The 24,919-nt window shown below is 71.9% G+C and carries 21 protein-coding genes; 5 read left to right on the top strand and 16 right to left on the bottom strand.

The features are described 5' to 3' along the window. Positions 1-251: 251 nt before the first annotated feature. The 4 genes from ACFWBN_RS14975 to ACFWBN_RS14960 all read right to left on the bottom strand — a co-directional run bounded on the left by ACFWBN_RS14975 (position 252) and on the right by ACFWBN_RS14960 (position 6,349). A complete protein-coding gene (locus ACFWBN_RS14975) occupies positions 252-2,678 on the bottom strand; it encodes a [protein-PII] uridylyltransferase (protein WP_385176291.1) in 2,427 nt (808 codons plus the stop codon). A gap of 205 nt (positions 2,679-2,883) precedes the next feature. Then, entirely contained in the window at positions 2,884-3,222 is a 339-nt protein-coding gene (locus ACFWBN_RS14970) for a P-II family nitrogen regulator (RefSeq protein WP_328927872.1), read from the bottom strand. Further along, positions 3,219-4,565: an ammonium transporter gene (locus tag ACFWBN_RS14965; protein ID WP_385176288.1), complete on the bottom strand. Its 1,347-nt coding sequence runs from the start codon at positions 4,563-4,565 to the stop codon at positions 3,219-3,221. The genes ACFWBN_RS14970 and ACFWBN_RS14965 overlap by 4 nt, the downstream gene beginning before the upstream one ends. A 293-nt stretch (positions 4,566-4,858) precedes the next feature. Further along, positions 4,859-6,349 carry a hypothetical protein gene (locus ACFWBN_RS14960; protein WP_385176285.1) on the bottom strand — a complete coding sequence of 497 codons (1,491 nt, stop codon included), beginning with the start codon at positions 6,347-6,349 and terminating at the stop codon, positions 4,859-4,861. A 435-nt stretch (positions 6,350-6,784) separates the two neighbouring features. Here ACFWBN_RS14960 and ACFWBN_RS14955 point away from each other — a divergent pair, with 435 nt between their 5' ends. Further along, on the top strand, positions 6,785-7,453 hold the full coding sequence (locus tag ACFWBN_RS14955; protein ID WP_385176603.1) for a bifunctional DNA primase/polymerase: 669 nt from the start codon (positions 6,785-6,787) through the stop codon (positions 7,451-7,453). Between the two features lie 84 nt (positions 7,454-7,537). On the opposite strand, the gene ftsY is transcribed toward ACFWBN_RS14955, so the two are convergent. After that, positions 7,538-8,767, bottom strand: a complete 1,230-nt coding sequence (gene ftsY, locus ACFWBN_RS14950) for a signal recognition particle-docking protein FtsY (RefSeq protein WP_385176281.1) — start codon at positions 8,765-8,767, stop codon at positions 7,538-7,540. 140 nt (positions 8,768-8,907) lie between these two features. Between ftsY and ACFWBN_RS14945 the strand changes: the two genes are divergently transcribed. Continuing rightward, complete coding sequence (locus ACFWBN_RS14945; protein ID WP_385176278.1) at positions 8,908-10,347, top strand: cytosine permease; 1,440 nt, start codon at positions 8,908-8,910, stop codon at positions 10,345-10,347. A 63-nt stretch (positions 10,348-10,410) separates the two neighbouring features. Next, complete coding sequence (locus ACFWBN_RS14940; protein WP_385176275.1) at positions 10,411-11,397, top strand: LLM class flavin-dependent oxidoreductase; 987 nt, start codon at positions 10,411-10,413, stop codon at positions 11,395-11,397. A gap of 41 nt (positions 11,398-11,438) precedes the next feature. On the opposite strand, the gene ACFWBN_RS14935 is transcribed toward ACFWBN_RS14940, so the two are convergent. The 4 genes from ACFWBN_RS14935 to ACFWBN_RS14920 all read right to left on the bottom strand — a co-directional run bounded on the left by ACFWBN_RS14935 (position 11,439) and on the right by ACFWBN_RS14920 (position 18,248). Continuing rightward, a complete protein-coding gene (locus tag ACFWBN_RS14935) occupies positions 11,439-12,875 on the bottom strand; it encodes a sugar porter family MFS transporter (RefSeq protein WP_385176272.1) in 1,437 nt (478 codons plus the stop codon). Positions 12,876-13,059: 184 nt separating this feature from the next. Then, positions 13,060-17,250, bottom strand: a complete 4,191-nt coding sequence (locus tag ACFWBN_RS14930; RefSeq protein WP_385176269.1) for an AAA family ATPase — start codon at positions 17,248-17,250, stop codon at positions 13,060-13,062. A 148-nt stretch (positions 17,251-17,398) separates the two neighbouring features. Beyond that, a complete protein-coding gene (locus ACFWBN_RS14925) occupies positions 17,399-17,617 on the bottom strand; it encodes a hypothetical protein (protein ID WP_030032603.1) in 219 nt (72 codons plus the stop codon). A gap of 349 nt (positions 17,618-17,966) precedes the next feature. Continuing rightward, the gene (locus ACFWBN_RS14920) at positions 17,967-18,248 is read right to left on the bottom strand and encodes an acylphosphatase (RefSeq protein ID WP_215013014.1); all 282 of its coding nucleotides are present in this window, start codon (positions 18,246-18,248) and stop codon (positions 17,967-17,969) included. Between the two features lie 135 nt (positions 18,249-18,383). Here ACFWBN_RS14920 and ACFWBN_RS14915 point away from each other — a divergent pair, with 135 nt between their 5' ends. Continuing rightward, positions 18,384-19,268, top strand: a complete 885-nt coding sequence (locus ACFWBN_RS14915) for a CAP domain-containing protein (protein WP_385176265.1) — start codon at positions 18,384-18,386, stop codon at positions 19,266-19,268. Between the two features lie 36 nt (positions 19,269-19,304). On the opposite strand, the gene ACFWBN_RS14910 is transcribed toward ACFWBN_RS14915, so the two are convergent. Further along, positions 19,305-19,910 carry a flavodoxin family protein gene (locus tag ACFWBN_RS14910; protein WP_385176262.1) on the bottom strand — a complete coding sequence of 202 codons (606 nt, stop codon included), beginning with the start codon at positions 19,908-19,910 and terminating at the stop codon, positions 19,305-19,307. Between the two features lie 123 nt (positions 19,911-20,033). Between ACFWBN_RS14910 and ACFWBN_RS14905 the strand changes: the two genes are divergently transcribed. Next, on the top strand, positions 20,034-20,441 hold the full coding sequence (locus tag ACFWBN_RS14905) for a winged helix-turn-helix transcriptional regulator (RefSeq protein ID WP_385176259.1): 408 nt from the start codon (positions 20,034-20,036) through the stop codon (positions 20,439-20,441). On the opposite strand, the gene mutM is transcribed toward ACFWBN_RS14905, so the two are convergent. From mutM to coaD, 6 genes are all read right to left on the bottom strand, one after another. Next, positions 20,414-21,298, bottom strand: a complete 885-nt coding sequence (gene mutM / locus ACFWBN_RS14900; RefSeq protein WP_385176256.1) for a bifunctional DNA-formamidopyrimidine glycosylase/DNA-(apurinic or apyrimidinic site) lyase — start codon at positions 21,296-21,298, stop codon at positions 20,414-20,416. The two genes, ACFWBN_RS14905 and mutM, sit on opposite strands and share 28 nt — an antisense overlap. A gap of 83 nt (positions 21,299-21,381) precedes the next feature. Continuing rightward, a complete protein-coding gene (gene rnc, locus ACFWBN_RS14895; RefSeq protein ID WP_385176253.1) occupies positions 21,382-22,233 on the bottom strand; it encodes a ribonuclease III in 852 nt (283 codons plus the stop codon). Between the two features lie 19 nt (positions 22,234-22,252). Continuing rightward, entirely contained in the window at positions 22,253-22,426 is a 174-nt protein-coding gene (rpmF, locus tag ACFWBN_RS14890) for a 50S ribosomal protein L32 (protein ID WP_003965982.1), read from the bottom strand. Positions 22,427-22,428: 2 nt separating this feature from the next. Beyond that, positions 22,429-23,094 (bottom strand): YceD family protein, encoded by a 666-nt coding sequence (locus ACFWBN_RS14885; protein WP_385176250.1) that lies wholly within the window; start codon positions 23,092-23,094, stop codon positions 22,429-22,431. Positions 23,095-23,216: 122 nt separating this feature from the next. Further along, entirely contained in the window at positions 23,217-24,329 is a 1,113-nt protein-coding gene (locus tag ACFWBN_RS14880; RefSeq protein WP_385176247.1) for a DivIVA domain-containing protein, read from the bottom strand. A gap of 103 nt (positions 24,330-24,432) precedes the next feature. Beyond that, on the bottom strand, positions 24,433-24,912 hold the full coding sequence (gene coaD, locus ACFWBN_RS14875) for a pantetheine-phosphate adenylyltransferase (protein WP_385176599.1): 480 nt from the start codon (positions 24,910-24,912) through the stop codon (positions 24,433-24,435). Positions 24,913-24,919: the final 7 nt, after the last annotated feature.

Below are 24,919 nucleotides of genomic sequence, written 5' to 3'. Positions count from 1 at the left end.
TCCCCGGGGCGCCGCCCCCGGACCCCGCCCCTCAAACGCCGGGGAGGCTTGATTTTGCCCGCGTGAGTGCACAGGTGCGGCTACGGAACCGGGGCTCCGCCCCGCACCCCGCTCCTCAAACGCCGGAGGGGCTGGATGTGCCCGGCGTTTGAGGGCACGGGCGCGGAGCGCACGTACGGGGTCTGGGGCGGAGCCTCAGGGAACGGTGGAAGGGCGGGTAGGGGACCAGCCCCGCGCAGCGGCCGCACCCGCTACGTCAGGGCCGACGTCACCGCCCCGGCCAGGGTGGCCGCCTCCGCTGCATCCAGCGGCTTGCCGTCAGGAGACGTGACGTACAGCGTGTCCACCGCATTGGCACCCAGCGTGGAGACGTGCGCGCTGCGGACCCGGACGCCGCGGGACTCCAGGGCCCGCCCGATCCGGTGCAGCAGGCCCACCGCGTCCGGCGCCCGGACCTCCAGGACCGTGGCCAGCGAGGAGACGTCCGGGACCACCGCGACCCGCGGCGGCGGCGGGACCACGCCCCGCCGGCGCGGATAGGCCGCCTCCCGGTCCGCCAGCTTCGCCGGGACGTCCAGCGAGCCGTCCAGGGCGCGGATCAGGTCGGTCCGCAGCCGCGCCGCCTGCGGCAGCGATCCGTACTCGGCCGCCACCCGCCACCGCAGCACCAGGACCTCGCCCAGCCGGTCCGGGAGCTCCATGGAGCGCAGGTCGGCCGCCCTGACCGTGAGGCGGTGCAGGGCCAGCACCCCGGCCACCGCCGGCAGGACCCCCGGCTGGTCGGGGACGGCCACGACCAGCTCCACGCCGACGGCGTCCTCCTCCTGCCGGGCGTGCAGCGCGAGCACCGGCTCTCCGGTCCGCATGGCCTCCACGGCCAGGCGTTCCTGTTCCGTGGTCGCGATCTCCGGCTCCCGCGCCGCCGGGGCCGTGCCGCGCAGGACGGCGGCGACCCGCCCGACGAGGTCCGCGACGAGCGATCCCCGCCACGCGCTCCAGGCCGCCGGCCCGGTGGCCAGGGCGTCCGCCTCCGTCAGGGCGTGCAGGATCTCCAGCGTGCCCACCGAGCCCACGGCCTCGGCGACCGAGCGGACCGTGGCCGGGTCGTCCAGGTCGCGCCGGGTCGCGGTGTCGATCAGCAGCAGGTGGTGCCGTACGAGGGTGCCCAGTACGGCGACGTCCTGCGCGTCGAAGCCGACCCGTACGGCGACGTCGCGCGCGATCGTCTCGCCGGCCACCGAGTGGTCCCCCGGCCAGCCCTTGCCGATGTCGTGCAGGAGGGCGGCCATCAGCAGCAGGTCGGGGCGGCCGACCCGGCGGGTGAGGGCCGAGGCGCGGACCGCCGTCTCGATCAGGTGGCGGTCCACCGTCCAGGTGTGGACGGGATTGCGCTGCGGACGGCAGCGCACCCGTTCCCAGTCGGGCAGCAGCCGGGTGATCAGGCCCTCCGCCTCCAGGGCCTCCCACACGGCCACCGTCGGCTCCCCCGCGCCCAGCAGCGTCAGCAGCTGTTCCCTGGCCTCCGCCGGCCACGGCACCGGGAGCGGTTTGGCCTGCGCGGCGAGCCTGCGCAGGGCGTGCAGCGATACGGGAAGACCCGCCTGCGCTGCGGCCGCGGCGAGCCGGAGCGCGAGCACCGGATCGCGGTCGGGGCGCGCGGCCAGGGCCAGTACGGCCTCGCCGTCGGACTCCACGACCCCCTCGGCCAGCGGCGCCCGCTCGACCGCCGGGGCGCCCCGGGTGCCCAGCAGCCCCCGCAGCCGCGGCCGGGCGGCGCGCGCCCGCAGCACGCGCCCCACCTCCCGCCAGGTCACGTCGGCGGCGTACGCGACGACCCGCGCGGCCTCGTACACCTCGCGGAGCAGTGCGTCGGCGTCGAGCAGCCCGAGCTGCGCGGCGACCTGGTCCTGTTCCTGGAGGGAGAGCCGGTCGGTGGCCCGGCCGGTCACCAGGTGCAGCGCGTCCCGCGCGTCCAGGAGCCGCCGCCGGGCGTCGGCGAGGCCCTCGCGCGGGGCGTCGGCCAGCCAGGACGCCGCCACCGCCCGCAGCGCGGTGACGTCCCGGAGCCCGCCGCGGGCCTCCTTCAGGTCGGGTTCGAGCAGGAAGCGGAGTTCCCCGGCCCGCTCGGCCCGCTCCCGGCACAGGGAGTGCAGTTGCGGGAGCCGCTTGACGGCCTGGTTGCGCCAGTCGGCGAGGACGGAGGTCCGCAGGCCGGCGAGGAGTCCGACGTCGCCCGCGACCGGCCGGGCGTCCAGCAGCCCGAGGTGCACCTTGAGGTCCTCGGAGGCGGTCTTGCGGGCCTCACCGGGGGTCCGTACCGAGTGGTCGAGGGCCAGGCCCAGGTCCCACACCGGGTACCAGATGCGGTCGGCCAGTGCGCTCAGCGCCCGCGGCTCGGCCTTGCCGTCGTGCAGCAGCACCAGGTCGAGGTCGCTGCGCGGGGAGAGTTCGGCCCGCCCGTAGCCGCCGACGGCCACCAGGGCCGCGCCGCGTACGCCCGTCTCCCGTACGGCGGTCGTGAACAGGGAGTTCAGCCATGTGTCGGTCAGCCCGGCCAGGGCGGAACGCCGCGAAGGCCCGGACCGCGACTCCTCCTGGAGGAGTCGCAGCCGGGCCGCGGCGTATCCGCTGGGTCCCGAGTCGGCCGTGTGGTCCGTGTTCTCTTCGACGCTCGTCACCCAGAGGCTCCCGTCAGTTAGGACCTGTCCGGTCGGCCAGGCCGGGCGAGCGGGGTCTGGCACGCACTCCCCCAGACTGCGTCCGGGGGGACCCCCAGCCGCGTTGTCGTCGGTCACCGACGCTCCGCGTCGATTCCCTCCTCCGCCTTGCGAGCGCACGCACCAGACCCCGCTCGCTTATCCGGCCTGACCGACCGGACAGGTCCTACAGCGCGTCAGCGCCGCGCTCGCCGGTGCGGACCCGTACGACCGAGTCCACGGGGACGCTCCACACCTTGCCGTCGCCGATCTTGCCGGTGGCGGCGGCGCTCACGATGACCCGGATCACCTCGTCGGCGTCGGCGTCCTCGACCAGTACCTCGATGCGGATCTTGGGTACGAGGTCCACGGTGTACTCGGCGCCGCGGTAGACCTCGGTGTGGCCGCGCTGGCGGCCGTAGCCGCTGGCCTCGGTGACCGTGAGTCCCTGGACCCCGAAGGTCTGGAGGGCTTCCTTGATCTCGTCCAGCTTGTGCGGCTTGACGATCGCGGTGATCAGCTTCATGCGTCAACCTTCTTGCTCGCGGCGGCAGCGGGGGTCGGGACGGCGGTGCTCCGCGAGGAGGAGCCGCCGCCGGCACCGCTGAAGTCGTAGGCGGTCTCGGCGTGTTCGACCTGGTCGATGCCGGAGACCTCGTCGTCCTCGGTGACCCGCATCCCGATCGTCTTGTCGAGGAGGAAGGCGAGCAGCGCGGACGCCACGAGAGAGTAGGCGAGGACGGAGAAGACTCCGATGGCCTGCTTGCCGAGCTGCTCCAGGCCGCCGCCGTAGAAGAGGCCCGCGACGTCGGACTGGACCCCGCCGGTGGCGAAGAGGCCCACCAGCAGCGAGCCGACGACACCGCCGACGAGGTGGACGCCGACCACGTCGAGGGAGTCGTCGTAGCCGAACTTGTACTTGAGGCCCACCGCCATGGTGCACAGCAGACCGGCGATGGCGCCGACGGCGATCGCGCCGAGCGGGCTGACCGCACCGCCCGCGGGGGTGATGGCGACGAGGCCGGCGACCGCGCCGGAGGCGGCGCCGAGGGTGGTGAAGGAGCCGTGGCGCAGCTTCTCGTAGCCGAGCCAGGCGAGCATGGCGGCGGCGGTGGCCACCTGGGTGTTGACGAACATGACGGCGCCGACGCCGTCGTCGTTGCCGAGCCAGGAGCCCGCGTTGAAGCCGAACCAGCCGAACCACAGCAGACCGGCGCCGAGCATCACGAGCGGGAGGCTGTGCGGGCGCATCGGGTCCTTCTTGAAGCCGACGCGCTTGCCGATGACGAGGATCACGCCGAGGGCGGCGGCGCCGGCGTTGATGTGGACGGCGGTGCCGCCCGCGAAGTCGATGACGCCGAGCTCGAAGAGCCAGCCGCCGGCGCCCCAGACCCAGTGGGCGACGGGGAAGTAGACGACGGTGACCCACAGGACGGTGAAGAGGGCCCAGGCGCTGAACTTCACGCGGTCCGCGAGGGCGCCGCTGATCAGGGCCGGGGTGATGACGGCGAACATCAGCTGGAAGACGGCGAAGACGTAGACCGGGATGGTGTAGCCGTCCCACAGCTCGGTGATGCCGATGCCGCTGAGGCCGACGTAGTCGGAGTTCCAGCCGATGATGGAGCCGGAATCGGTGCCGAAGGCGAGGCTGAAGCCGTAGAGCACCCAGAGGATCGTGACGATCCCGAGGCTGATGAAGCTCATCATCAGCATGTTGAGGCTGCTCTTGACGCGGACCATGCCTCCGTAGAAGAAGGCGAGTCCCGGGGTCATCAGCATGACCAGGGCGGAGCAGATGAGCATGAACCCGGTGTTCGCGGCAGACAGCGTGGGGGCGTCTTCCGCGAGGGTCGTGATGGCTGATGCCATCGGCGTCTCCTCGTCGTCGGTACGTTCGCGTGCGGGCGATCGTGAAAACCTGAGCGGCGGCAAAAGGAACCTGGCCGGTTATTGGCCCTGAGATTCGCGCAGGCCGGTTTCCGGCGGCGCCGCTGGGTGTTTCGTGCCCGTGACGAAGAGGTCGGGCGTGTTACGCGTCCATGAACGGGTGGTACGCGGAAACCGGCCGCGGCAGTGACCCGGATGTCCTGGCTGGGGGAGCCTGATCGGGCTTCACGGGGTGACTGCCGCGGCCGGGGCCTTGGGGGCGGCCGCGCGGGCCGTCAGACGGCCTCCGCGGATTCGGGGAGGCGGGATGCGAGGTGGTCGGTGAGCCGGACCACCTCGGCGACGTCACCGTACTCACGGGCGGCGGTGTCGACGGTCTTGCGGAGCCGGGTGTTCACCCGTTCGGACCGCACCTTTCCCGCCACGTCGAGGGCCCGGTCCACGAGGACGGCGGCCTGCTCGGGCTCGCGCTGGAGCAGGTGGACGGTGGCCATGCCGATGAGGTTGAGGGCGTAGGAGCGCTGGTGCTCCTGGTCCTTCTCGAAGAGTTCGACGGCCCGCTCCATGACGGGTTCGGCGAGGGAGGCGTACATGGGGCTGCGCCCGGCGACGTAGGCCAGATCGCGGTACGAGTGGGAGTTCTCGCCGTGCAGCTCGGCCTCGGAGAAGAAGCGGATCCAGTCGGGCTCGGCCTCGCCGCCGAAGCCGACGTCGCCGAAGGTGTCCTCGGCCATCCGCACGGCCCGCTTGCAGCGGCTGGGCTGGCCCATGTTGGCGTACGCGCGGGCCTCCATCGCATACAGCATGGCCTGGGTGCGCGGGCCGGCGCAGTCGCGGCTGCCGTACTGCGCGAGGTGGATGAGTTCGAGGGCGTCCTCGGGGCGGCCCAGGTGGATCATCTGGCGGCTCATGCTGGAGAGGATGTACGAGCCCAGCGGCTTGTCCCCGCCCTCCTTCGCGGCGTGCAGCGCGAGGACGAAGTACTTCTGCGCGGTGGGGTGCAGGCCGATGTCGTAGCTCATCCAGCCGGCCAGTTCGGCGAGTTCGGCGGCGACCTTGAAGAGCCGCTTCATGACCGGGGCCGGGTGGTTCTCCTGGAGCAGGTCGGTGACTTCGTGGAGCTGGCCCACGACGGCCTTGCGGCGCAGCCCGCCCCCGCACTGGGCGTCCCACTGGCGGAACATGACGGTGGTGGCGTCGAGGAGGTCGAGTTCCGGTTCGGAGAGCCGGGGCGGGCGGTGGCCGCCGAGGGCCCCCGTCGGCCCCGCCGTGCGCGGTCCCGGGTCGGCGGCCGGGACCGGGACGAGCCAGCGCTGCATGGGCTCGATGAGGGCGGGGCCGGCGGAGAGGGCGAGCGAGGTCCCGAGGAAGCCGCGGCGGGCCAGCATCAGGTCGCTGCGGGAGAACTCGCCGAGCAGCTCGACGGTCTGCGGGCCGGCCCAGGGCAGGTCGACGCCGGACACCGAGGGGGTCTGGTGGGCGGTGCGCAGGCCGAGCTGCTCGATGGCGACGACCGAGCCGAAGCGCTCCGAGAACAGCTCGGAGAGGATCCGCGGGACGGGCTCGCGGGGCTGTTCGCCGTCCAGCCAGCGGCGCACCCGGGAGGTGTCCGTGCTGATGTGGTGGGCGCCCATCTGACGGGCCCGGCGGTTGACCTGGCGGGCCAGCTCGCCCTTGGACCAACCGCTGCGGACGAACCACGAGGTCAGCTGTTCATTGCGCGCAGCAGAGTCGTCCATCGTTCCGCTTGCGCCGTTGCCGCTCACTGGAACGCCCCCATCCGCTCAGCCTCTTCCACACGAAACCCTGGCGGGGGCGGCAAGCGCCGCCACGGACCTTCACAGGTCCTCCACACATTGCCTCCGGCATACCCACGGACGGGCCTGCCTTCGGGGTTCGTGCACTGAAAGTAATCCTACGATCACCCCTTCGGCGAGGTCGATCCCGGAAACGCCACCATTCGCCACCCCTTCGAATGAACTAGCCACCCGCCAGGCGCGATTCACTTGACACCGAGGTGAAACGGCTTGGTTGGACTGGAGTGCACCCGGGGCGCGCGCGGCGAGGAGTGCGCCGTGCCGGACCGGACGGCACCCCGCAGCAGACCCCCCGCAGCCGGGGGAACCTCCCCGCGGAAGCGGGGGGAGTCCGGCCGACGTCGTAACCACCGGTGCGTCCGACCCGTTGGAGGGGGCATGGGCATGGGCTTCACGATCGGCGGCAGCCGCGGCACCAGGGAGTTCCGTTCCGGCGTCCGGCGCCGCGGCCGGACCTCGGAGTGCACGGCGGTGGCGGAGTACACCGGGCTGTGGGGCTGGGACGTGGTCCCCGGCGCCCGCGCCGCGGCGCCCGCCCGGGACTGCTCCTGCGGCGACCCGCGGTGCGCCGCCCCCGGCGCGCACCCGCTGAACTTCGCCCCCACCGTCAAGGCCGGGGCCACCCTGGACGAGGTCACCGAGGCCTGGGGCGAGTACCCCGGTGCGGCGGTGCTGCTCCCCGTCGGCCGCTCCTTCGACGTCATCGAGGTCTCCGAGGAGGCCGGGCGGCGGGCGCTGGTCCGGCTGGAGCGGATGGGCCTGCCGCTCGGCCCGGTCATCGTGACCCCGGACGGCCGGGCGCAGTTCTTCGTCGCCCCGGGCGCGGCCGCCGAGCTGCCGGAGCTGCTGTACCGGATGGGCTGGGACGACGCCGACCTCGACCTGCGGGCCCTGGGGCACGGGGCCTTCGTCACGGCCCCGCCGTCCGACCGGGCCGGGCTCGGCCCGGTCGGCTGGCTGCGGCCGCCCGCGCTCGACTCCGCCGGCGCTCCGCCGCAGGCCCGGCTGCTGCTGGGCACGCTCGCCTACCTGTGCCACCGCTTCCGCCGGTAGCCGCCGCCCGCCCTCCGGACATGCCGGTGCCCCCGAGTTCCGTCCGGAACTCGGGGGCACTGGCATGCGTACCGCGAACTGCGCTCAGTCGCCGATCAGAGCGTCCACGAACGCCTCCGGCTCGAAGGGCGCCAGGTCGTCCGGTCCCTCGCCGAGGCCGACGAGCTTGACGGGGACGCCCAGCTCGCGCTGGACGGCGACGACGATGCCGCCCTTGGCGGTGCCGTCGAGCTTGGTCAGCACGATGCCGGTGATGTCCACGACCTCCGCGAAGACACGGGCCTGGGTCAGGCCGTTCTGCCCGGTGGTGGCGTCCAGGACCAGCAGGATCTCGTCGAGCGGGCCGTGCTTCTCCACGACCCGCTTGACCTTGCCGAGCTCGTCCATCAGGCCGGTCTTGGTGTGCAGGCGGCCGGCGGTGTCGATGAGCACCACGTCGGCGCCCTCGGCGATGCCCTCCTTGACCGCGTCGTAGGCGATCGAGGCCGGGTCGCCGCCCTCGGGGCCGCGGACGGTACGGGCGCCGACGCGGTCGCCCCAGGTCTGGAGCTGGTCGGCGGCGGCGGCGCGGAAGGTGTCGGCCGCGCCGAGCACCACACTGCGGCCGTCGGCGACGAGCACGCGGGCCAGCTTGCCGGTGGTGGTGGTCTTGCCGGTGCCGTTGACCCCGACGACCATGATCACGCCCGGCGTGTCCTCGCCGCTCTCGGTCTTCACGACGCGGTCGAAGTCGGTGCCGACCAGGGTCAGCAGCTCCTCCTTCAGCAGGGCGCGCAGGTCCGCCGGGGTGCGGGTGCCGAGCACCTTGACCCGCTCGCGGAGCCGGTCGACCAGTTCCTGGGTCGGGACGACGCCGACGTCGGCGATGAGGAGGGTCTCCTCGATCTCCTCCCACGTGTCCTCGTCGAGGTGCTCCCGGGAGAGCAGCGTGAGCAGCCCCTTGCCGAGGGAGTTCTGCGACCGGGCGAGCCGGGCGCGCAGCCGGACCAGGCGGCCGGCGGTGGGCTCGGGCACCTCGATCGCGGGAGCGGCCGGGGCCGCATCCACGGCGGGCGTTTCCGCGACCGGCACCTCTGCGGGTGCCTCGGCCCCCGCCTCGGGGAGTACGACCTCCTCGATGGTGCGGCGCGGCTCTTCCGCCGTCTCTACGGCGTCCTCCCCCACCTGCGGTTCGGCAGGCGGGGCAGTGATGGTCGGCGTGCTCGGCGGTGCCGGGGGAGGCAGCTGCTTCTTCTTGCGGCTGCTGACCACGAGCCCGCTGATCGCGCCGACCGCGACCAGGGCGATGACTACAGCAAGGATGAGGATTTCCATAACGACCCCAGTATCGGCCACGGGCGGCCCAGACCTCGGACCTCGGCGCTCACACCGGGACGGAAGGCTCTATTTGTGCTCTTAGCATCACATCTACGATGATGGGCAGCTTCCCCGCACCCTCCCCCACGGAGTACCGCATGCCTGCCGAAGAGACCTCGGTCGAGACCCGCGGCCTGGAACCCGTCCCGGACAGCGAGCGCAGCGGCCGGGTCCGCGAGCTCGTCCCCACCTGGGTCGCCGCCAACATCAGCGTGCTGCTGTTGACCATGGGCGCCGGCCTGGTGATCTTCAACAAGCTCAACATCTGGCAGGTGCTGGTCGTCGCGGTCGCCGCGCCGGTCGTCTCGTACGGGATCGTCGGCCTGATCTCGATCGCCGGAAAGCGGGGCGGCGCCCCCGGCATGGCCCTGTCGCGCGCCGTGTTCGGGCAGCGCGGCAACCTCTTCCCCGGCGCGCTGATCTGGGTGGCCCGGTGGGGCTGGGAGACCATCAACGCGGTCAGCGGCGCCTACGCCGTCCTGACCGTGCTCGACCTGCTCTTCGGCATCAAGAGCAACACCGCGCTCATCGTGGTCACCCTGCTCTTCTTCGTGGGCTGCACCTTCGTGGTCTCGGGGCTCGGCATCAACGCGCTGCGCGTCTGCTCGAAGTGGTCCACGTACCTCTTCGGCACCTTCAGCGTGCTCGTCCTCGGCTACCTGCTCTTCACCACCGACTGGTCCGCCGTCTTCGGCAAGCCGGCCGGCTCGACGGCGATGATGATCGCGGGCATAGGCACCATCGCGGCCGGCGGCATCAGCTGGGTCCCCTCCGGTCCCGACTTCACCCGCTACCTGCCGCGCACCGCCTCCTCCAAGGGCATGGTGGGCGCGACGATCGGCGGCGCCGGCGTGGTCGTCCTCCCCATGGTCCTGATGGGCGCGGTCATGGCCGTCGGCACTCCGGACCTCGCCACCGCCCAGGACCCGGTCTCCTTCATCGGCGAGCTGCTGCCGACCTGGATCGCGGTCCCGTACCTGCTCATCGCGCTCATCGGCATGCTGCTGATCAATTCGATGTCCATGTACTCGGCCGGCTTCACCGCGCAGACCCTCGGCATCAAGGTCCCGCGCGCCTGGGCCGTCAGCGTCAACGCCGTGATCAGCCTGGTCTTCGGCTTCCTCCTGATGGTGGTCGCGACCAGCTTCTTCGGCTCCTTCATCTCCTTCCTGACCCTGCTGGCCGTGGCCTTCTCCGCGTGGATCGGCGTCTTCGGCGTGGACATGCTGCGCGGGCGGACGTACGACGGCCCCGCGCTGCTGGACACCACGCGGACCAGCGCCTACTGGTACAAGGGCGGCTTCGCCTGGCAGGCGATGACCGCGTGGGGCCTCGCCCTCGTCGTGGGCCTGCTGTTCACCAAGGTGGACTGGTTCAGCGGACCGCTCGCCTCCACCTGGATCGGGCAGAACGGCCTGGGCTGGGCGGCGGGCATCCTCACCTCGGCCCTGCTGTACGCCGTACTGCCCCGCACGGCGGCCCCGGACGCGACCGCTCCGACGGAGGAGCCCGAGCTCGCCGGATCCCTGTCCAACTGACGCTGCGTCAGCTAACGTCCCCCTTCGCGCGCCCACCCACATCCGGCGAAGGGGGACTTCTCCATGCCCATCACCGTGGCCCGGTTCAATCTCGTCGACCCGAACGGCACCCCCGAGTCCCTCTCCGCCCGCTACAAGGCGGCGCTGGAGATGGCCCGGTACGCGGACGACCGCGGGATCGACACCATCCAGACCGAGGAGCACCACGGCACCGGCAACAACTGGCTGCCCTCCCCCTTCGCCTTCGCGGGCGCCGTCTTCGGCGCCACCCGCCGGATCGCCGTCACCGTCTCGGCGATCATCGGCCCGCTGTACGACCCGCTGAAGGTGGCCGAGGACATCGCCGTCCTCGACCTGCTGAGCGGCGGACGCCTGGTGACGGTCGCGGGCATCGGCTACCGGCCCGAGGAGTACGAGCAGCACGGCGTGGAGTGGGGCCGGCGCGGCAGGCTCCAGGACGAGCTGCTGGAGACCCTGCTGAAGGCGTGGACCGGCGAGCCCTTCGAGTACCGCGGCCGTACCGTACGGGTCACCCCGCGGCCCTTCACCCAGCCGCACCCGATGCTCCTGGTCGGCGGCAGCTCCGAGGCGGCGGCCCGGCGCGCGGCCCGGCTCGGGCTGCCGTTCTTCCCCAGCGCGCACCTGCCCGAGCTGGAGGCGTACTACCAGGCGAAGCTCGCGGAGTACGGCACGGAGGGCTTCTGCATGATGCCCGCGGCCCAGACCCCGCTGCTGCACGTAGCCGAGGACCCGGACCGGACCTGGGCCGAGCACGGCGAGCGCTTCCTGCACGAGGCGGGCATGTACGCCTCCTGGCAGTCGAAGGACATCCGCAGCGCCGTACGGTCCTCCGCGCGCTCGGTGGCGGAGCTGCGCGCGGAGGGCGTCTACCGGATCCTCACCCCGGACGAGGCGGTGGCGTACGCCCGCGAGGCCGGCGAGGCGGGGAACCTGGTGCTGCACCCGCTGTGCGGCGGAATGCCCCTGGACGAGGGCTGGCGCAGCCTCCACCTGCTGTGCGAACAGGTACTGCCCCGGCTCAAGGACTGAGCCGGGGCAGTATCGAGGAGAAGGGGTGGTGGCGGGGATGGTTACCCCATCTCCTCCAGCGCCTTGCCCTTGGTCTCCGGCACCCACTTGAGGATGAACGGGATCGAGAGCACGGCGAAGGCCGTGTAGATGACGTACGCGCCGGACAGGTTCCAGTCCGAGAGGGTCGGGAACGAGACGGTGATGACCCAGTTGGCGACCCACTGGGCCGCGGCGGCGACGCCGAGGGCCGCGGCCCGGATGCGGTTCGGGAACATCTCGCCGAGCAGCACCCAGACCACCACGCCCCAGGACAGGGCGAAGAAGAGCACGAAGCAGTGCGCCGCGATCAGCGCGACCGTGCCCTGGGTGTCGGGCATGGAGATGTTGTCGCCGGAGCCGGTCTTGTAGGAGAACGCCCAGGCGCAGAGGCCGAGGGAGAGCGCCATGCCGGCCGAGCCGATGAGGGCGAGCGGCCTGCGGCCGATCCGGTCGACGAAGATCATCGCGATCACGGTGCCGATGATGTTGATGATCGACGTGGTGAAGGAGTAGAGGAAGGAGCTGGTCGGGTCGATGCCGACGGACTGCCACAGCGAGGAGCTGTAGTAGAAGATCACGTTGATGCCGACGAGCTGCTGGAAGACGGAGAGGCCGATGCCGATCCAGACGATGGGCAGGAAGGCGAAGCGACCGCCGAGCAGGTCCCGGAAGGTGGACTTGTGCTCGGAGCGCATGGCCAGGTCGATCTCGGCGACACGCGCGTCGAGGTCGATCTTCGAGCCCTCGACCTCGCGCAGCACCTGCTTGGCCTGGTCGGTGCGGCCGACGGAGATCAGGAAGCGCGGGGACTCCGGGATGACGAAGGACATCAGCCCGTAGAGCACGGCGGGGACGACCATGACGCCGAGCATCCACTGCCAGGCCTCCAGGCCGGCGATCTCGCCGCGCTGGTCGCCGTCGGCGAGGTTCAGGATGCCCCAGTTGACGAGCTGGGAGACGGCGATGCCGATGACGATGGCGGCCTGCTGGAAGGAGGCGAGGCGGCCGCGGTAGGCGGCCGGGGAGACCTCGGCGATGTAGGCGGGGCCGATGACGGAGGCCATGCCGATGCCGAAGCCGCCGATCACGCGCCACACGGCGAGGTCCCAGAGGGCGAAGGGGAGCGCCGAGCCGATGGCGCTCGCCGTGAAGAGGACGGCGGCGATCTGCATGCAGCGGATGCGGCCGATCCGGTCGGCGATGCGGCCGGCGGTGGCGGCACCGAAGGCGCAGCCGATCAGCGCGGCGGCGATCACCTGGGCGAGCGCTCCGGAGCCGATGTCGAAGCGGTCGCGGATCGCGACGACGGCGCCGTTGATGACGGAGCTGTCGTAGCCGAAGAGGAAGCCGCCCATCGCCGCGGCCGCGGTGATGAAGATGACGTGGCCGAGGTGGTCGGGGTGCGCGGCACGTCCGCCGCCGCCTGCCGCCGGTTCCTGCGCTGTGCTGCTGGTCAAGGTGTGCTCCGTGGGGGTTTTGTCCGTCCTCCCAGTGGCGCACAGTTCAAGATCGGGCACCACCCGAAGGCGGGAGACAGCAGAGCGAGCCTATGCGTTCATTTCCTGAAGTCAACAGTCTGCGTGAAGTTCATGTGAACCGAAAACTGGGGCGATTGCATTCACTTCTTGAATTGACTGGGTCTCAGCGGAGCCGCTGACTGATCACCTTGGAGACCCCGTCGCCCTGCATGGAGACGCCGTACAGCGCGTCCGCGACCTCCATCGTCCGCTTCTGGTGCGTGATGACGATCAGCTGCGAGCTCTCCTGGAGCTCCTCCATGATCCGGATCAGCCGCTGCAGGTTGGTGTCGTCGAGCGCGGCCTCGACCTCGTCCATCACGTAGAACGGGCTGGGCCGCGCCTTGAAGATGGACACCAGCAGGGCCACGGCGGTCAGCGAGCGCTCACCGCCGGAGAGCAGCGACAGCCGCTTGACCTTCTTGCCCGGCGGGCGGGCCTCGACGTCGACCCCGGTGGTCAGCATGTTGCCGGGGTCGGTGAGGATCAGCCGGCCCTCGCCGCCGGGGAACAGCCGCGAGAACACCCCCTCGAACTCCCGGGCCGTGTCCCGGTACGCCTCGGTGAAGACCTGCTCGACGCGCTCGTCGACCTCCTTCACCACCTGAAGGAGGTCGGCGCGGGTCTTGCGCAGGTCCTCCAGCTGTTCGCTGAGGAACTGGTGGCGCTCCTCCAGCGCCGCGAACTCCTCCAGGGCGAGGGGGTTGACCTTGCCGAGCTGCTGGTAGGCGCGCTCGGCCGCCTTGAGCCGCTTCTCCTGCTGGGCGCGGACGAAGGGGCCGGGCCGGTTCCGCGGGTCCTCCGGGTCCTCGGGCCCCGCGGCGGAGCCGCTGATGTCGGAGGCCTCGCCCTCGGCGGGCGGGGAGGGCGGCACCGGCTGGTCGGGGCCGTACTCGGCGACGAGCCCGGCCGTCTCCATGCCGAACTCCTCCAGCGCCTTGTCCTGCAGGGCCTCGATGCGCAGCCGCTTCTCGGCGCCGAGCACCTCACCGCGGTGCACGGAGTCGGTGAGCTTGTCGAGCTCGCCCTTCAGGTCCCGGCCGCTGTTGCGGGCCTCGCCGAGCTCCCGCTCGCGCAGCCCCTTGGCGTACTCGGCCGCGGCGCGCTCCTCGTCGGCGCGCAGGAGGGAGACCTCCACGTGCGCGAGGAGCTGGCGGGCCCCGTCGGCGACGGCCCGGGCCACCTCGGCCTCGTGCCTCAGCCGTGCGCGGCGCCGCTCGGCGCGGGTCCGGGCCTCCCGTTCGGCACGGGCCCCCCGATCGAGTGAATCGGCCCGCCCCACGAGCCCCTTGACCCGCTCCTCGTGGGTCCTGAGCTGGAGCCGGGCCTCCATCTCGGTCTGCCGGGCGTTGGCCCCGTCGGCGGCGAGCCGGTCCCGCACCGCGGTGTCGGGCTCGTCCTCGACGGGCATCTCCTCGGCCGTGGCCAGCCGTTCCGCGCACTCCTCTACGTCGGCCAGCGCCTGTTCGAGGGCGTCCTGGGCCCTGGCTGCGGCGGAGGCACTGCGCTCGGCCTCGCCGGCGGCCCCCTTCGCCTGCCCGGCGAGCCGCCCGAGCTGCTGCGCGACCCCGGCCCGGGCCTGTTCGGCGGCCCGGCGCCGCTCGGCGACCTCCTCGACCAGGGCCGCGGCGGCCTGCCGCCGTTCCTGGGCGGCGGCCTGGGCGGCGGCCAGCTCCGCGCACTGCCCGTCCAGCCGGGCCAGCTCCGCCGCGGCCTCGTCCACGGCGGCCTGCACCTCGATCAGGCTGGGCACCCCCGCGGAGCCGCCGTGCGCGAGGTGCGTCCCGAGCACGTCGCCGTCCAGGGTCACGGCCACGGCGTCGGGCCGCGCCGCGACGAGGGCCTCGGCCTCGTCGAGCGTCCCGACCACGCAGTGCTCCCGCAGCACCCATGCGACGGCCCGGCACACCTCGGCGTCCCCGTGCACCAGCCCCGAGACGGCCAAGGCGTTGACGGCGTGCTCTGCAGCTCCGCTGCTGGGGCTCCGCCCCAGACCCCGCGCCTCAAACGCCGGCGGGGCTGAAGGTGCCTCCGCTTCGCCGGGACGGCCGGGACGCGCGGTGCGCACCTCCTGCCCAGCCGCGCCACCCGGCTCGGCGCCAACCCTCAGCCTCGCCTGGGGGCCCCTCCCAGCGGTAGCTGGGGGAGCTTGAGGCGCGGGTCCGGGCAGCGCCCGGTCTCGGGAAGGGGCGGGGTGGGGGAATCCCTCGGCCCCGGCCGAAGCCGAGGCCGGGCCGATCAGCGGGCCGCCCCCGGCCTCGGAGCCCACCGTGCCCGAGCCCTCACCCGAAAGGGCAGGCTCCGCCGAGCCCGGCAGTCCGAACGGCCCGGCCGCGCCAGGGACCTGACCTGCCAGGGCAGGGCCCGTCGGGCCAACCCCCGAACCCGACACCTGACCCGGCACGTCGGCCGACCCGGCAGCGTCCACAGCCCCGCCCGGAACGGCAGGGCCCGTCGGGCCGAGCTCCGAACCCGACACCTGGCCCGGCAGGGCGACCGATCCGGCGGGGGCCTCGGTCCGGTTCGGGAGGGCTGGCGGTCCCGCGAGGGCCTGGCCCGGGAAGGTGGGCGGCCCCGCCGGATCCGCCACCCCGCCCGGGAGGGAAGGGGTGATCAGGAGCGTGGCGCGGCCCGCGTCCGCCGTGCGGAGGTGGCGGATCGCGTCGGCGGCCGCGGCCGGGGAGGACACCGCCAGCGCGTCCGCCGCCGAGCCCAGCGCGGCGGCCACGGCGACCTCGTACCCCGGGGTCACCGACAGCCGCTCCGCCGCCGGACCCAGCAGCCCGGCCAGCCGTTCGCGCGCCGCGAGGAGCGCCCCCGTACCGTCCTTGCGGCGCAGCCCGAGCGCCAGCGCGTCCCGGCGCGCCGAGACCGCCGCCCGGGAACGTTCCGCCGCGGTGACCGCGTCCCGCGCGGCGGACAGCTCGGCCTCCGCCGTCGCCAGCTCCGCCCGCGCGGCCGCGAGATCGGCGTCCACCGACGGGTCGTCGAGGCCGCCGACCTCCTCCGCCAGGGCCTCGTACTCCTCCTGCGCCGCCACCGCACGGCTCTGCGCCGCGTCGCGCGCCGCGACCAGCCGGTCGATCTCCGCCTGCGCGGCGCCCGCCCGCGACCGGGCCGCGCCGAGCCGCCCCGTCAGCCGGGCCAGCCCCTCGCGCCGGTCGGCGATGGCCCGCGCCGCGTCCCGCAGCCGCCGTTCCTCCTCGGCCAGCGCCCGCTCCAGCTCGGCCCGGTGCGCGGCCGTGTCCTCCAGCGCGCGCGAGGCCGCCTCCAGAGCGGCCGTCAGTTCCGCCTCCTGCTCGCGGATCCGCGCGGCCTCCCGCTCCATCTCCTCCGGGTCGCGGCCCCGCCGCTCCTCCTCCACCGGAGCCGTCGCGCTCTTGACCCGCGCGTCCGCCAGCGACGCGGTCCCGCGCACCCGTTCGGCGAGTTGCGAGAGCTCGTACCAGGTCTGCTGCGCCCGCTGGAGCCTCGGCGCGAGCTCCCGTACCGCCTGCTCCAGCTCCGCCTCGCGCCGCAGCGCGCCCGCGAGCTGCGCCTCTGCGGCCTCCTTGCGCTCCTTCAGCGCGGCCTCGTCCGCGATCTCCGCGTCGAGCGCCCGCCGCAGCGTGACGAGGTCGTCGGCGAGCAGCCGCAGCCGCGCGTCCCGCAGGTCCGCCTGGATCACGGCGGCCCGCCGGGCCACCGCCGCCTGCCGTCCCAGCGGCTTCAGCTGCCGCCGGAGCTCTTCGTTGAGGTCCTGCACGCGCGCGAGGTTGGCCTGCATCGCGTCCAGCTTCCGCAGCGCCTTCTCCTTGCGCTTGCGGTGCTTCAGTACGCCGGCCGCCTCCTCGATGAAGGCGCGGCGCCCCATGGGATCGGCGTGCAGTACGGAGTCCAGCTGGCCCTGTCCGACGATGACGTGCATCTCGCGGCCGATGCCGGAGTCGGAGAGCAGCTCCTGGATGTCGAGGAGGCGGCAGGTGTCCCCGTTGATCTGGTATTCGCTGCTGCCGCCGCGGAACATGATCCGCGTGATGGTGACTTCGGCGTAGTCGATCGGCAGGGCGCCGTCGGAATTGTCGATCGTCAGCGAGACCTCGGCGCGCCCGAGCGGCGGACGCCCGGTGGTCCCGGCGAAGATGACGTCTTCCATCTTCCCGCCGCGCAGGGATTTGGCCCCTTGTTCGCCCATGACCCAGGACAGCGCGTCCACCACATTGGACTTGCCTGAGCCGTTCGGCCCCACGACACACGTGATGCCGGGTTCGAAGCGCAGGGTGGTGGCGGAAGCAAAGGATTTGAAGCCGCGCAGGGTCAGGGACTTGAGGTGCACGCCGCCGGACTCTACCTTTCACGTTCGGTTTCGCCCATGAAGGCGCAGGGCACGACAGACGTTAAAGGAATCGGCGGTCAAAGAAAGAAGGGACGCCGGAGCGTCCCTTGCAGATCATGCGAGGCTGGAGTCGAGCGACGTTATGGGATCAGGTGAGCGCAGGCTCCGCCTGGGGTACGTCGATATCGATGCTGTCCAGCAGCGAGTCTCCGTCGTGCTGAGCGGCGGCCGCGTTCAGCGCGTCATTTTCGGACTGAATCCGTACGAGCTCGGACTCGAGGTCCTGGACGCGCTGCTGAAGCCGTCGCATCTCGGCGAGGAGTCGCGGATCGGAACCGCCGACGTAACCGAGAAGCGCCTTTGCCATGATGGATGGTCCTCCACACTGAGTGACCGACCGAAGCGGTGTGGGTCGTGAGGGAATCGCACCCGCGGATGTCCGGCAGCGACTGACAGTCACTGCTCTTACTATTGCCAACACTGCCAAACAGCTCAGGTGCGCGGGGCTTCCAGCGTCTCACCAAAAAGTTTGACGGTCAACACGATCACGCCCCGTATCGGCGGGCGGCCCGGCCCCTGCACGGGGCATGGAGATCATCCTCATCTCCGAGCCTTCCACGGATCTACCGCGTCGGCAACGTGCCGGCGGAGAATGCGCAGATCCGACCAGGTGCGGGCGGTCCGGAGGTGTGATCAGTACATGATCAGCCGATCCGTCACCGGATGGCGAACCCGTCATAGCCACCGCGCGGTGTGCCCCAGATCTCTGTCACCCCGTCCACCCGGCCGGGCGTGTCGGCCGAGCGCAGCCAGTCCAGCAGCCGGTGGCAATTCTCACGTTGACCTTCGGCCACCACCTGCACTCGCCCGTCGTCGAGATTGAGCGCGAAGCCGACCACCCCGCCGACCTCCAGAGCGTTCTCCCTGGTGAACCAGCGGAAGCCCACTCCCTGTACACGGCCGCGCACCCAGGCGGTCATGCGGACATCTTCATTCATGCGTGAACGCTAACCGGGCAAACACTTTCGGGGCACATCGCCCCTTGGCCCCATGGCGTACAGTCGCGCACCAATGAACTCACCCGTTTGGGTGAGTTAGGGATGATCTTGACTGGTAAGGAAGGCACGACGCCGATGGGACGCCACCGACTCCACGCCGCGCCGGGCCGCGGCGGCAAGCGCGGCACCGCCGTGCGCAACGGCCTGCTGGGTGTCGCGGTGGCCGTGGCCCTGGGCACCGCGGCGGTCACCACCGGCGTGGTACCGGTCGGCCATTCCTTCCCCTATGTAGGGGTGAGCGGTACCGGTACCGACAGCGGCACGCAGGCGAAGGCGAAGCCCTCGGCGAGCCCCGACAACGCGGCGGAGCAGCAGGGCGGCCTCGTCAGCCTGTCCGGCCGCGCCTCCGCCGGCGCCGGCTCCTCCCCCTCCGGCACCCCGTCGGCCTCGCCGTCGCCCTCGGCCTCCCCGTCGCCGTCGGCCTCGCCGAGTCCGTCCGCGTCGCCCTCGCCGAGCTCCTCCCCCTCGGCCGCGCCCTCCACCAAGGCCCCGAAGAAGGCGCCCGCCCCCGCGCCCTCGAAGCCGGCGACCAAGGCACCGGTTCCCGTGCCGGCGCCGACCGCCCCGCCCGCCGGGGACGGACACTCGGCCGAGGAGGCCGCCGTACTGGCCCTGGTGAACCAGGAGCGCGCCCAGGCCGGGTGCGGACCGGTCCGGGCGAACCCGCCGCTGGCGACACTGGCCGCGGCCTTCAGCAAGGACATGGCCGTCCGCGGCTTCTTCGACCACACCGACCCCGACGGGAACACCCCCTGGGACCGCGCCACCAAGGCCGGGATCTCGGGCATGGGCGGCGAGAACATAGCCCGCGGCCAGGGCGACGCCACGGCCGCGATGAAGGCCTGGATGAACAGCCCCGGCCACAAGGCGAACATCCTGAACTGCGAGTTCCGCACCCTGGGCGTCGGCGCCTACTTCGCCGCCGGCGGCCCCTGGTGGACGCAGGACTTCGGCTTCTAGCCCCTTGCCGGCGCGCGGGCGCCGGCGCATCCCGGCCTAGAGCGCTGCCAGCGCCGCGCGGCCGGCGACGACGACCCGGGTGTGCTCGGCGACACGGCGGCCGAGGTGCTCGGCGGTCGCGACGTCGGCCTTGTGGACGCCCTCCACACCCTCGTCGGAGTTGGTCTGGGCCGCCGCGCCGGCGAAGACGCCGAGGCGGTTGAGGTCGTTCTCGGAGGCGGTGCTGGAGTTCCAGCCCGGCTTCAGGCCCAGGTTGACCCAGCTCATGCCGTGCTGCGCGGCCAGGATCTGGAAGAACTGGAGCGTGTGCAGCTTGTCGCCGCTCTTGGAGGCGGAGTTGGTGAAGCCGGCGGCGACCTTGTCCTGCCAGGCGTCACCGAACCAGCGCTTCGAGCTGGCCTCGGCGAAGACGTGGAAGGCGCCGGAGGCCGTACCCATGTAGGTCGGGGAGCCGAAGACGATCGCGTCGGATCCGTCGAGCAGCTCCCACTGCGCGTCGTCGATCTCATCGACCTTGATCAGGTGGACGGTGGCACCGGCCTCGGCGGCACCGGCCCGGACGGCCTCGGCGATGACGGCGGTGTGACCGTAGCCGGAGTGGTAGGCGATCGAGACGACGGGGGTGTGGGTGGTACCGGACACGGTGGATCTCTCCTCGGATAAGTCCCGCCGCACCACGGGGCGTGGTGCGACAACAGAAGAGAATCACTAACTTTTAGAAAGCGCAACCCCGCAGTTAGCGCTGCACGGGGGTACGCTCTCTTCATGGAGACACCAGCCATCTGTACCGACGCGGCCGACCCCGGGCTGCCGTTCGACGCCTTCGCCCGCGCGTGCCCGTCCCGGGAGACCCTGGAGCACGTCACCGGCCGCTGGGGCAGCCTCACCGTGGGCGCCCTGCGCGAGGGCCCGTGCCGCTTCAACGAGCTGCGCCGCCGGGTGGAGGGCGTGAGCGAGAAGATGCTCTCCCAGACCCTGCACGCGCTGGAGCGCGACGGCATCGTCAACCGCGACGCGCAACCCACGAACCCGCCCCGCGTCGACTACGAGCTGACCCCGCTCGGCGTCGAGGTCGCGGACCGGCTGCTCGCCCTGATCCACTTCCTGGAGGGGAGCATGCCGGAGGTGCTCACGGCCCGGCAGTCCTACGACGAGACGCGCGGCGGCCGCTGACAGCGCGGGCAGAAGTAGCTCGACCTGTTCATCCACGGGCGGCGGCGCATCGGCGTACCGCAGCGCCGGCAGGGCTCGTCCTCCCGCCCGTAGGCGTCGAGCGAGCGGTCGAAGTAGCCCGACTCGCCGTTCACGTTGACGTAGAGGCTGTCGAAGCTGGTGCCGCCGACTTCGAGGGCCGCGTTCATGACGTCCCGCACATGACCGAGGAGTTCCGCGCTCCGGGGGCGGGTGAGGGTGGCGGTGGGGCGCTCGTAGTGCAGCTTGGCGCGCCACAGCGCCTCGTCCGCGTAGATGTTGCCGACCCCGCTGATCAGCGACTGGTCCAGCAGCGCCCGCTTGACGGTGGTCCGCTTGGCGCGCAGCGCGAGGTGGTAGGCCCCCTCGTCGAACAGCGGGTCCAGCGGGTCCCGCGCGATGTGCGCGATGACGTCGGGCAGCCCCTCGGGGGTGTTCTCGTGCAAGGAGAGCCCGCCGAAGGTCCGCTGGTCCACGAAGCGCAGCTCGGTCCCGGCGGCGCCCGCGGCGGAGCCGCTGTCGGAATCGGTGAACCGCACGCGGATCCGCAGGTGCTTCTCGTCCGCGGCGTCCGCGGGCTGCACGAGCAGCTGCCCGCTCATCCCCAGATGCCCCAGCACGGACAGGTCCCGCCCCTCCAGGGGCAGCCACAGGTACTTCCCGCGCCGCTGGGGCACCCCGAAGGTCTGCCCGGTGAGCCGCGCCGCGAAGTCGGCGCCGCCGCCCGGGTGGCGGCGTACGGCCCGCGGGTGCAGGACCTCGACGGACTCGACGGTCCGCCCGGCCACCCAGCGCTCCAAGCCCCGCCGCACCACTTCGACTTCGGGCAGCTCTGGCACGTGTTCCTCCGGAGTGGGCGTGAGGGCGGACAGCAAAACCCCGCCGCACCGAGGTGCGACGGGGTCACTGTAAAAGAAAGCGGTCAGGCGTCCGGCGCCGGGTCGACGGGCTCGGGCGCCCCGCCGTCGGCGGCGTCGGCCTCGGCCGAAGCCGGGACCGCCACCGGAGCGGCGGCGGCAGCGGCTGCCGCCGCGATCCGCTCGTCCGCCGCGGTACGGATACCGCGCCAGGCGGATTCCGCCGCCTGCTGTTCCGCTTCCTTCTTGCTGCGGCCGGTGCCGGTGCCGTACGAGACACCACCGACGCGGGCGGCAGCAGTGAAGGTCTTCTCGTGGTCCGGACCGGTCTCGGTGACCAGGTATTCCGGTACGCCAAGACCTTCGGCCGCCGTCAGCTCCTGGAGACTGGTCTTCCAGTCCAGGCCGGCCCCGAGGTTCGAGGACTTCTCGATGAGCGGGTCGAAGAGCCGGTGAACCAGCTCCGAGGCCGCGTCGAGGCCCTGGTCGAGGTAAACCGCGCCGATCACCGCTTCAAGGGTGTCGGCGAGGATGGAGGCCTTGTCCCGGCCGCCCGTGCCCTCTTCGCCCCGGCCGAGCCGGATGAAGGAGCCGAGTTCGAGGCCGCGCCCGACCTCCGCAAGTGCGCGCGAGTTGACCACCGCGGCCCGAAGCTTGGCCAGCTGGCCTTCGGGGAGATCGGGGTGGGTCGTGTACAGCGTGTCCGTGACCACCAGGCCCAGCACGGAGTCCCCGAGGAACTCCAGCCGCTCGTTGGTGGGCAGACCGCCGTTCTCGTACGCGTACGAGCGGTGGGTCAGAGCACGCACCAGAAGGGCGGACTCGAGTCGATACCCGAGCCGCCCTTCCAGAAGCGTGTGGGACGAGGCCGCGTTGTTACTGTCTGCCTGCTTCTCAGCGTTGGACAGCTCAGACATTGCGCCTCTCACCAGCCGCTCAGACCTCGAGGACCTGGCGCTTGTTGTAGGTGCCGCAGCTCGGGCACGCAATGTGCTGGAGCTTCGGCTCCTGGCAACGCTCGCACGAAACCAGGGTGGGGACCGCAGCCTTCCACTGCGACCGGCGGTGGCGCGTGTTGCTGCGCGACATCTTCCGCTTCGGAACAGCCACGGCTACTTCTCCTGCTTCTCGGCGGCGCCCTGAACTCCGTCAGAGGCAGTGCCGCTCATGTTGTCCTTCTCGACGCCCTGATCGGTGACGAGTCCTTGCAGTGCCGCCCAACGGATGTCGACGGCGTCATGGTGGTGGTCCGGGTCGTCGTTCAGGCTGAGCCCGCAATCGGGGCACAGTCCGAGACAGTCCTCCCGGCACACCGGCTGCATGGGCAGTGCGAGCACCACCACATCCCGCAGCACGGGTTCGAGGTCGAACAAACCGTCCTCGAGGAAGAGCGTGTCCTCGTCGTCCTCGGCGTCGTCGGCCGGTTCCGCCTTGGAGCGGCTCCGGTCGTCGGCGTCAGGGTACGAGAACATCTCCTGGAAGTCCGCCTTGAGCTCGCGCTCGACGGACTCCAGACACCTTACGCACTCGCCTACGGCCGATGCACGGGCGGTGCCTGTGACAAGCACCCCTTCCATGACCGACTCGAGGCGGAGCTTGAGCTTCACCGGGGCGCCTTCCGGCACTCCGATGACGCCGACGAGACCGAAGTCCGCCGGTGCCGCGATCTCACGGGACAGCCGCTGCATGGCACCAGGACGCCGACCCAGCTCGTGCGTGTCGAACACGAGGGGGTTGCGGTGGTCGAGGCGGGTATTCAGGGCCGTTCCTGCTTTCACAGATCGCTGAAGATCAAAGAATGCTGCATAAATGCCGCACGTAAGGGCAGCACTGATCGCGGTGCATACGCGCGACCGAAGAGCCAGGATACCCGGCGCGGCGCCCAGCGCCCAATCCGGTGCTAGCGCCCCTGTTCGTACTGGCGCAGCTGGTCCAGGTTGATCATGCTCGTGTCGAAGAGGCTGGTCTCGTCGAGCCCGGCCTGCGGCGCCTGGGCGGCCTGCGGGGCCTGGGGCTGCTGGTAGCCGGCGTACGGGTCGGGCTGCTGGACCTGGTGGTAGCCGGCGTACGGGTCGGGCTGCTGCCCGGCGTAGGGCGCCCCGTAGGCCACACCCGCGCCGTCGGTCCCGGTGTAGGGGTCCGCGTAGGCGTACGCGTCCGGCTGCCCGGCATAGGAGCCCGTGTAGGCCGCCCCGGCGGAGTCGGCGCCCTGGCCGGAGTACATGTCGTACACGGGTTCCGCCTGCGCCGGGATCTGCGCGGCCGCCGGGGCGACCGGTTCGGCCAGGCCCGCCAGGAAGTCCGCGTCGCTCGCCGAGCGGGAGGACTGCCCGGCCGCCGCGTCCTGGGCGGCCATGTGCGCGCCGAGGTCGTCCGTCGGCACCCGGCCCAGCAGCTTCTGCCGGCCGCGCCCGACGGCCTCCAGGGTCTTGGAGAGCACCGCCTCGAAGGTCGCCAGCTTGGTGTCCACGTACGCGTCCGCCTGCTGCCGCTGCGTCTCGGGGTCGTGGCTGCGCTCGGGGGCCTCCGCGTAGTCGGGGTCCCCGTAAGCGTGCTCGTCCAGCCCAGGGCCGCGGCCCAGCAGCTTCTCGCGGCCCCGGTCCACCGAGCCGATGGTCTTGGTGAGCACGACCTCGAAGTTCGCGAGCTTGCTGTCGACGTAGTCGTCGGCCTCGGCCCGGATCTCCTCCGCCTCCCGGCGGGCCTCGTCCAGGATCCGGTCCGCCTCGGCCTGGGAGCGCCGCGCGACCTCGGTGTCGGAGATGAGCGAGCCGCGCTGGTTGTGGGCGGACTCGATGATCCGCTCCGCCTCCCGGCGGGCCTCCTCGACCATCTGCTCCCGGCCGCCGATGAGCTCCTGCGCCTGCGCGAGGGAGCCGGGCAGGGCCTCGCGCACCTCTTCGAGCTGCGCGAGCAGCTCGGCGCGGTTGATCACGCAGGAGGCCGACATGGGCATGGACCGGGCGCCGCCGACGGACGCGACGATCTCGTCGAGCTTCTTCTGCACGTCCATGGGGGCTCGCACTCTCTCGGCCTCGGGCGGTTCCCGAGTAGGACGGGACGACTGTAAGGCCACGGGGCGGGCCCCCGACACTGACTGACGGGTCGTCAGACGGTCAGCGGTTGCGCAGCCGCTCCATCAGCGCCGTGTGCACGTGCGCCGGCAGCAGGTGGGCGACGTCGCCGCCCCAGGCCGCGACCTCCTTGACCAGCGAGGAGGACAGGAAGCTGTAGGTGGGGTTGGTCGGCACGAACAGCGTTTCGACGCCCGACAAGCCCATGTTCATCTGGGCCATCTGGAGCTCGTAGTCGAAGTCGCTGACGGCGCGCAGGCCCTTGACGATGGCCGGGATGTCCCGCTGCTTGCAGAAGTCGACGAGCAGGCCGTGGAAGGACTCGACCTGGATGTTCCCGTAGTCGGCGGTCGCCTCGCGGATCAGCTCGATCCGCTCCTCGACGGTGAACAGCCCCTGCTTGGACTGGTTGATCATCACGGCCACGTGGACGACGTCGTAGAGCCTGGAGGCGCGTCCGATGATGTCGAGGTGTCCGTTGGTGATGGGATCGAAGGATCCCGGACAGACGGCGCGGCGCACTTGAGCT

This window comes from Streptomyces sp. NPDC059989, assembly GCF_042736975.1.
Classification (GTDB): Bacteria; Actinomycetota; Actinomycetes; order Streptomycetales; family Streptomycetaceae; genus Streptomyces.
This window is presented reverse-complemented; position numbering and strand designations above follow the sequence as displayed.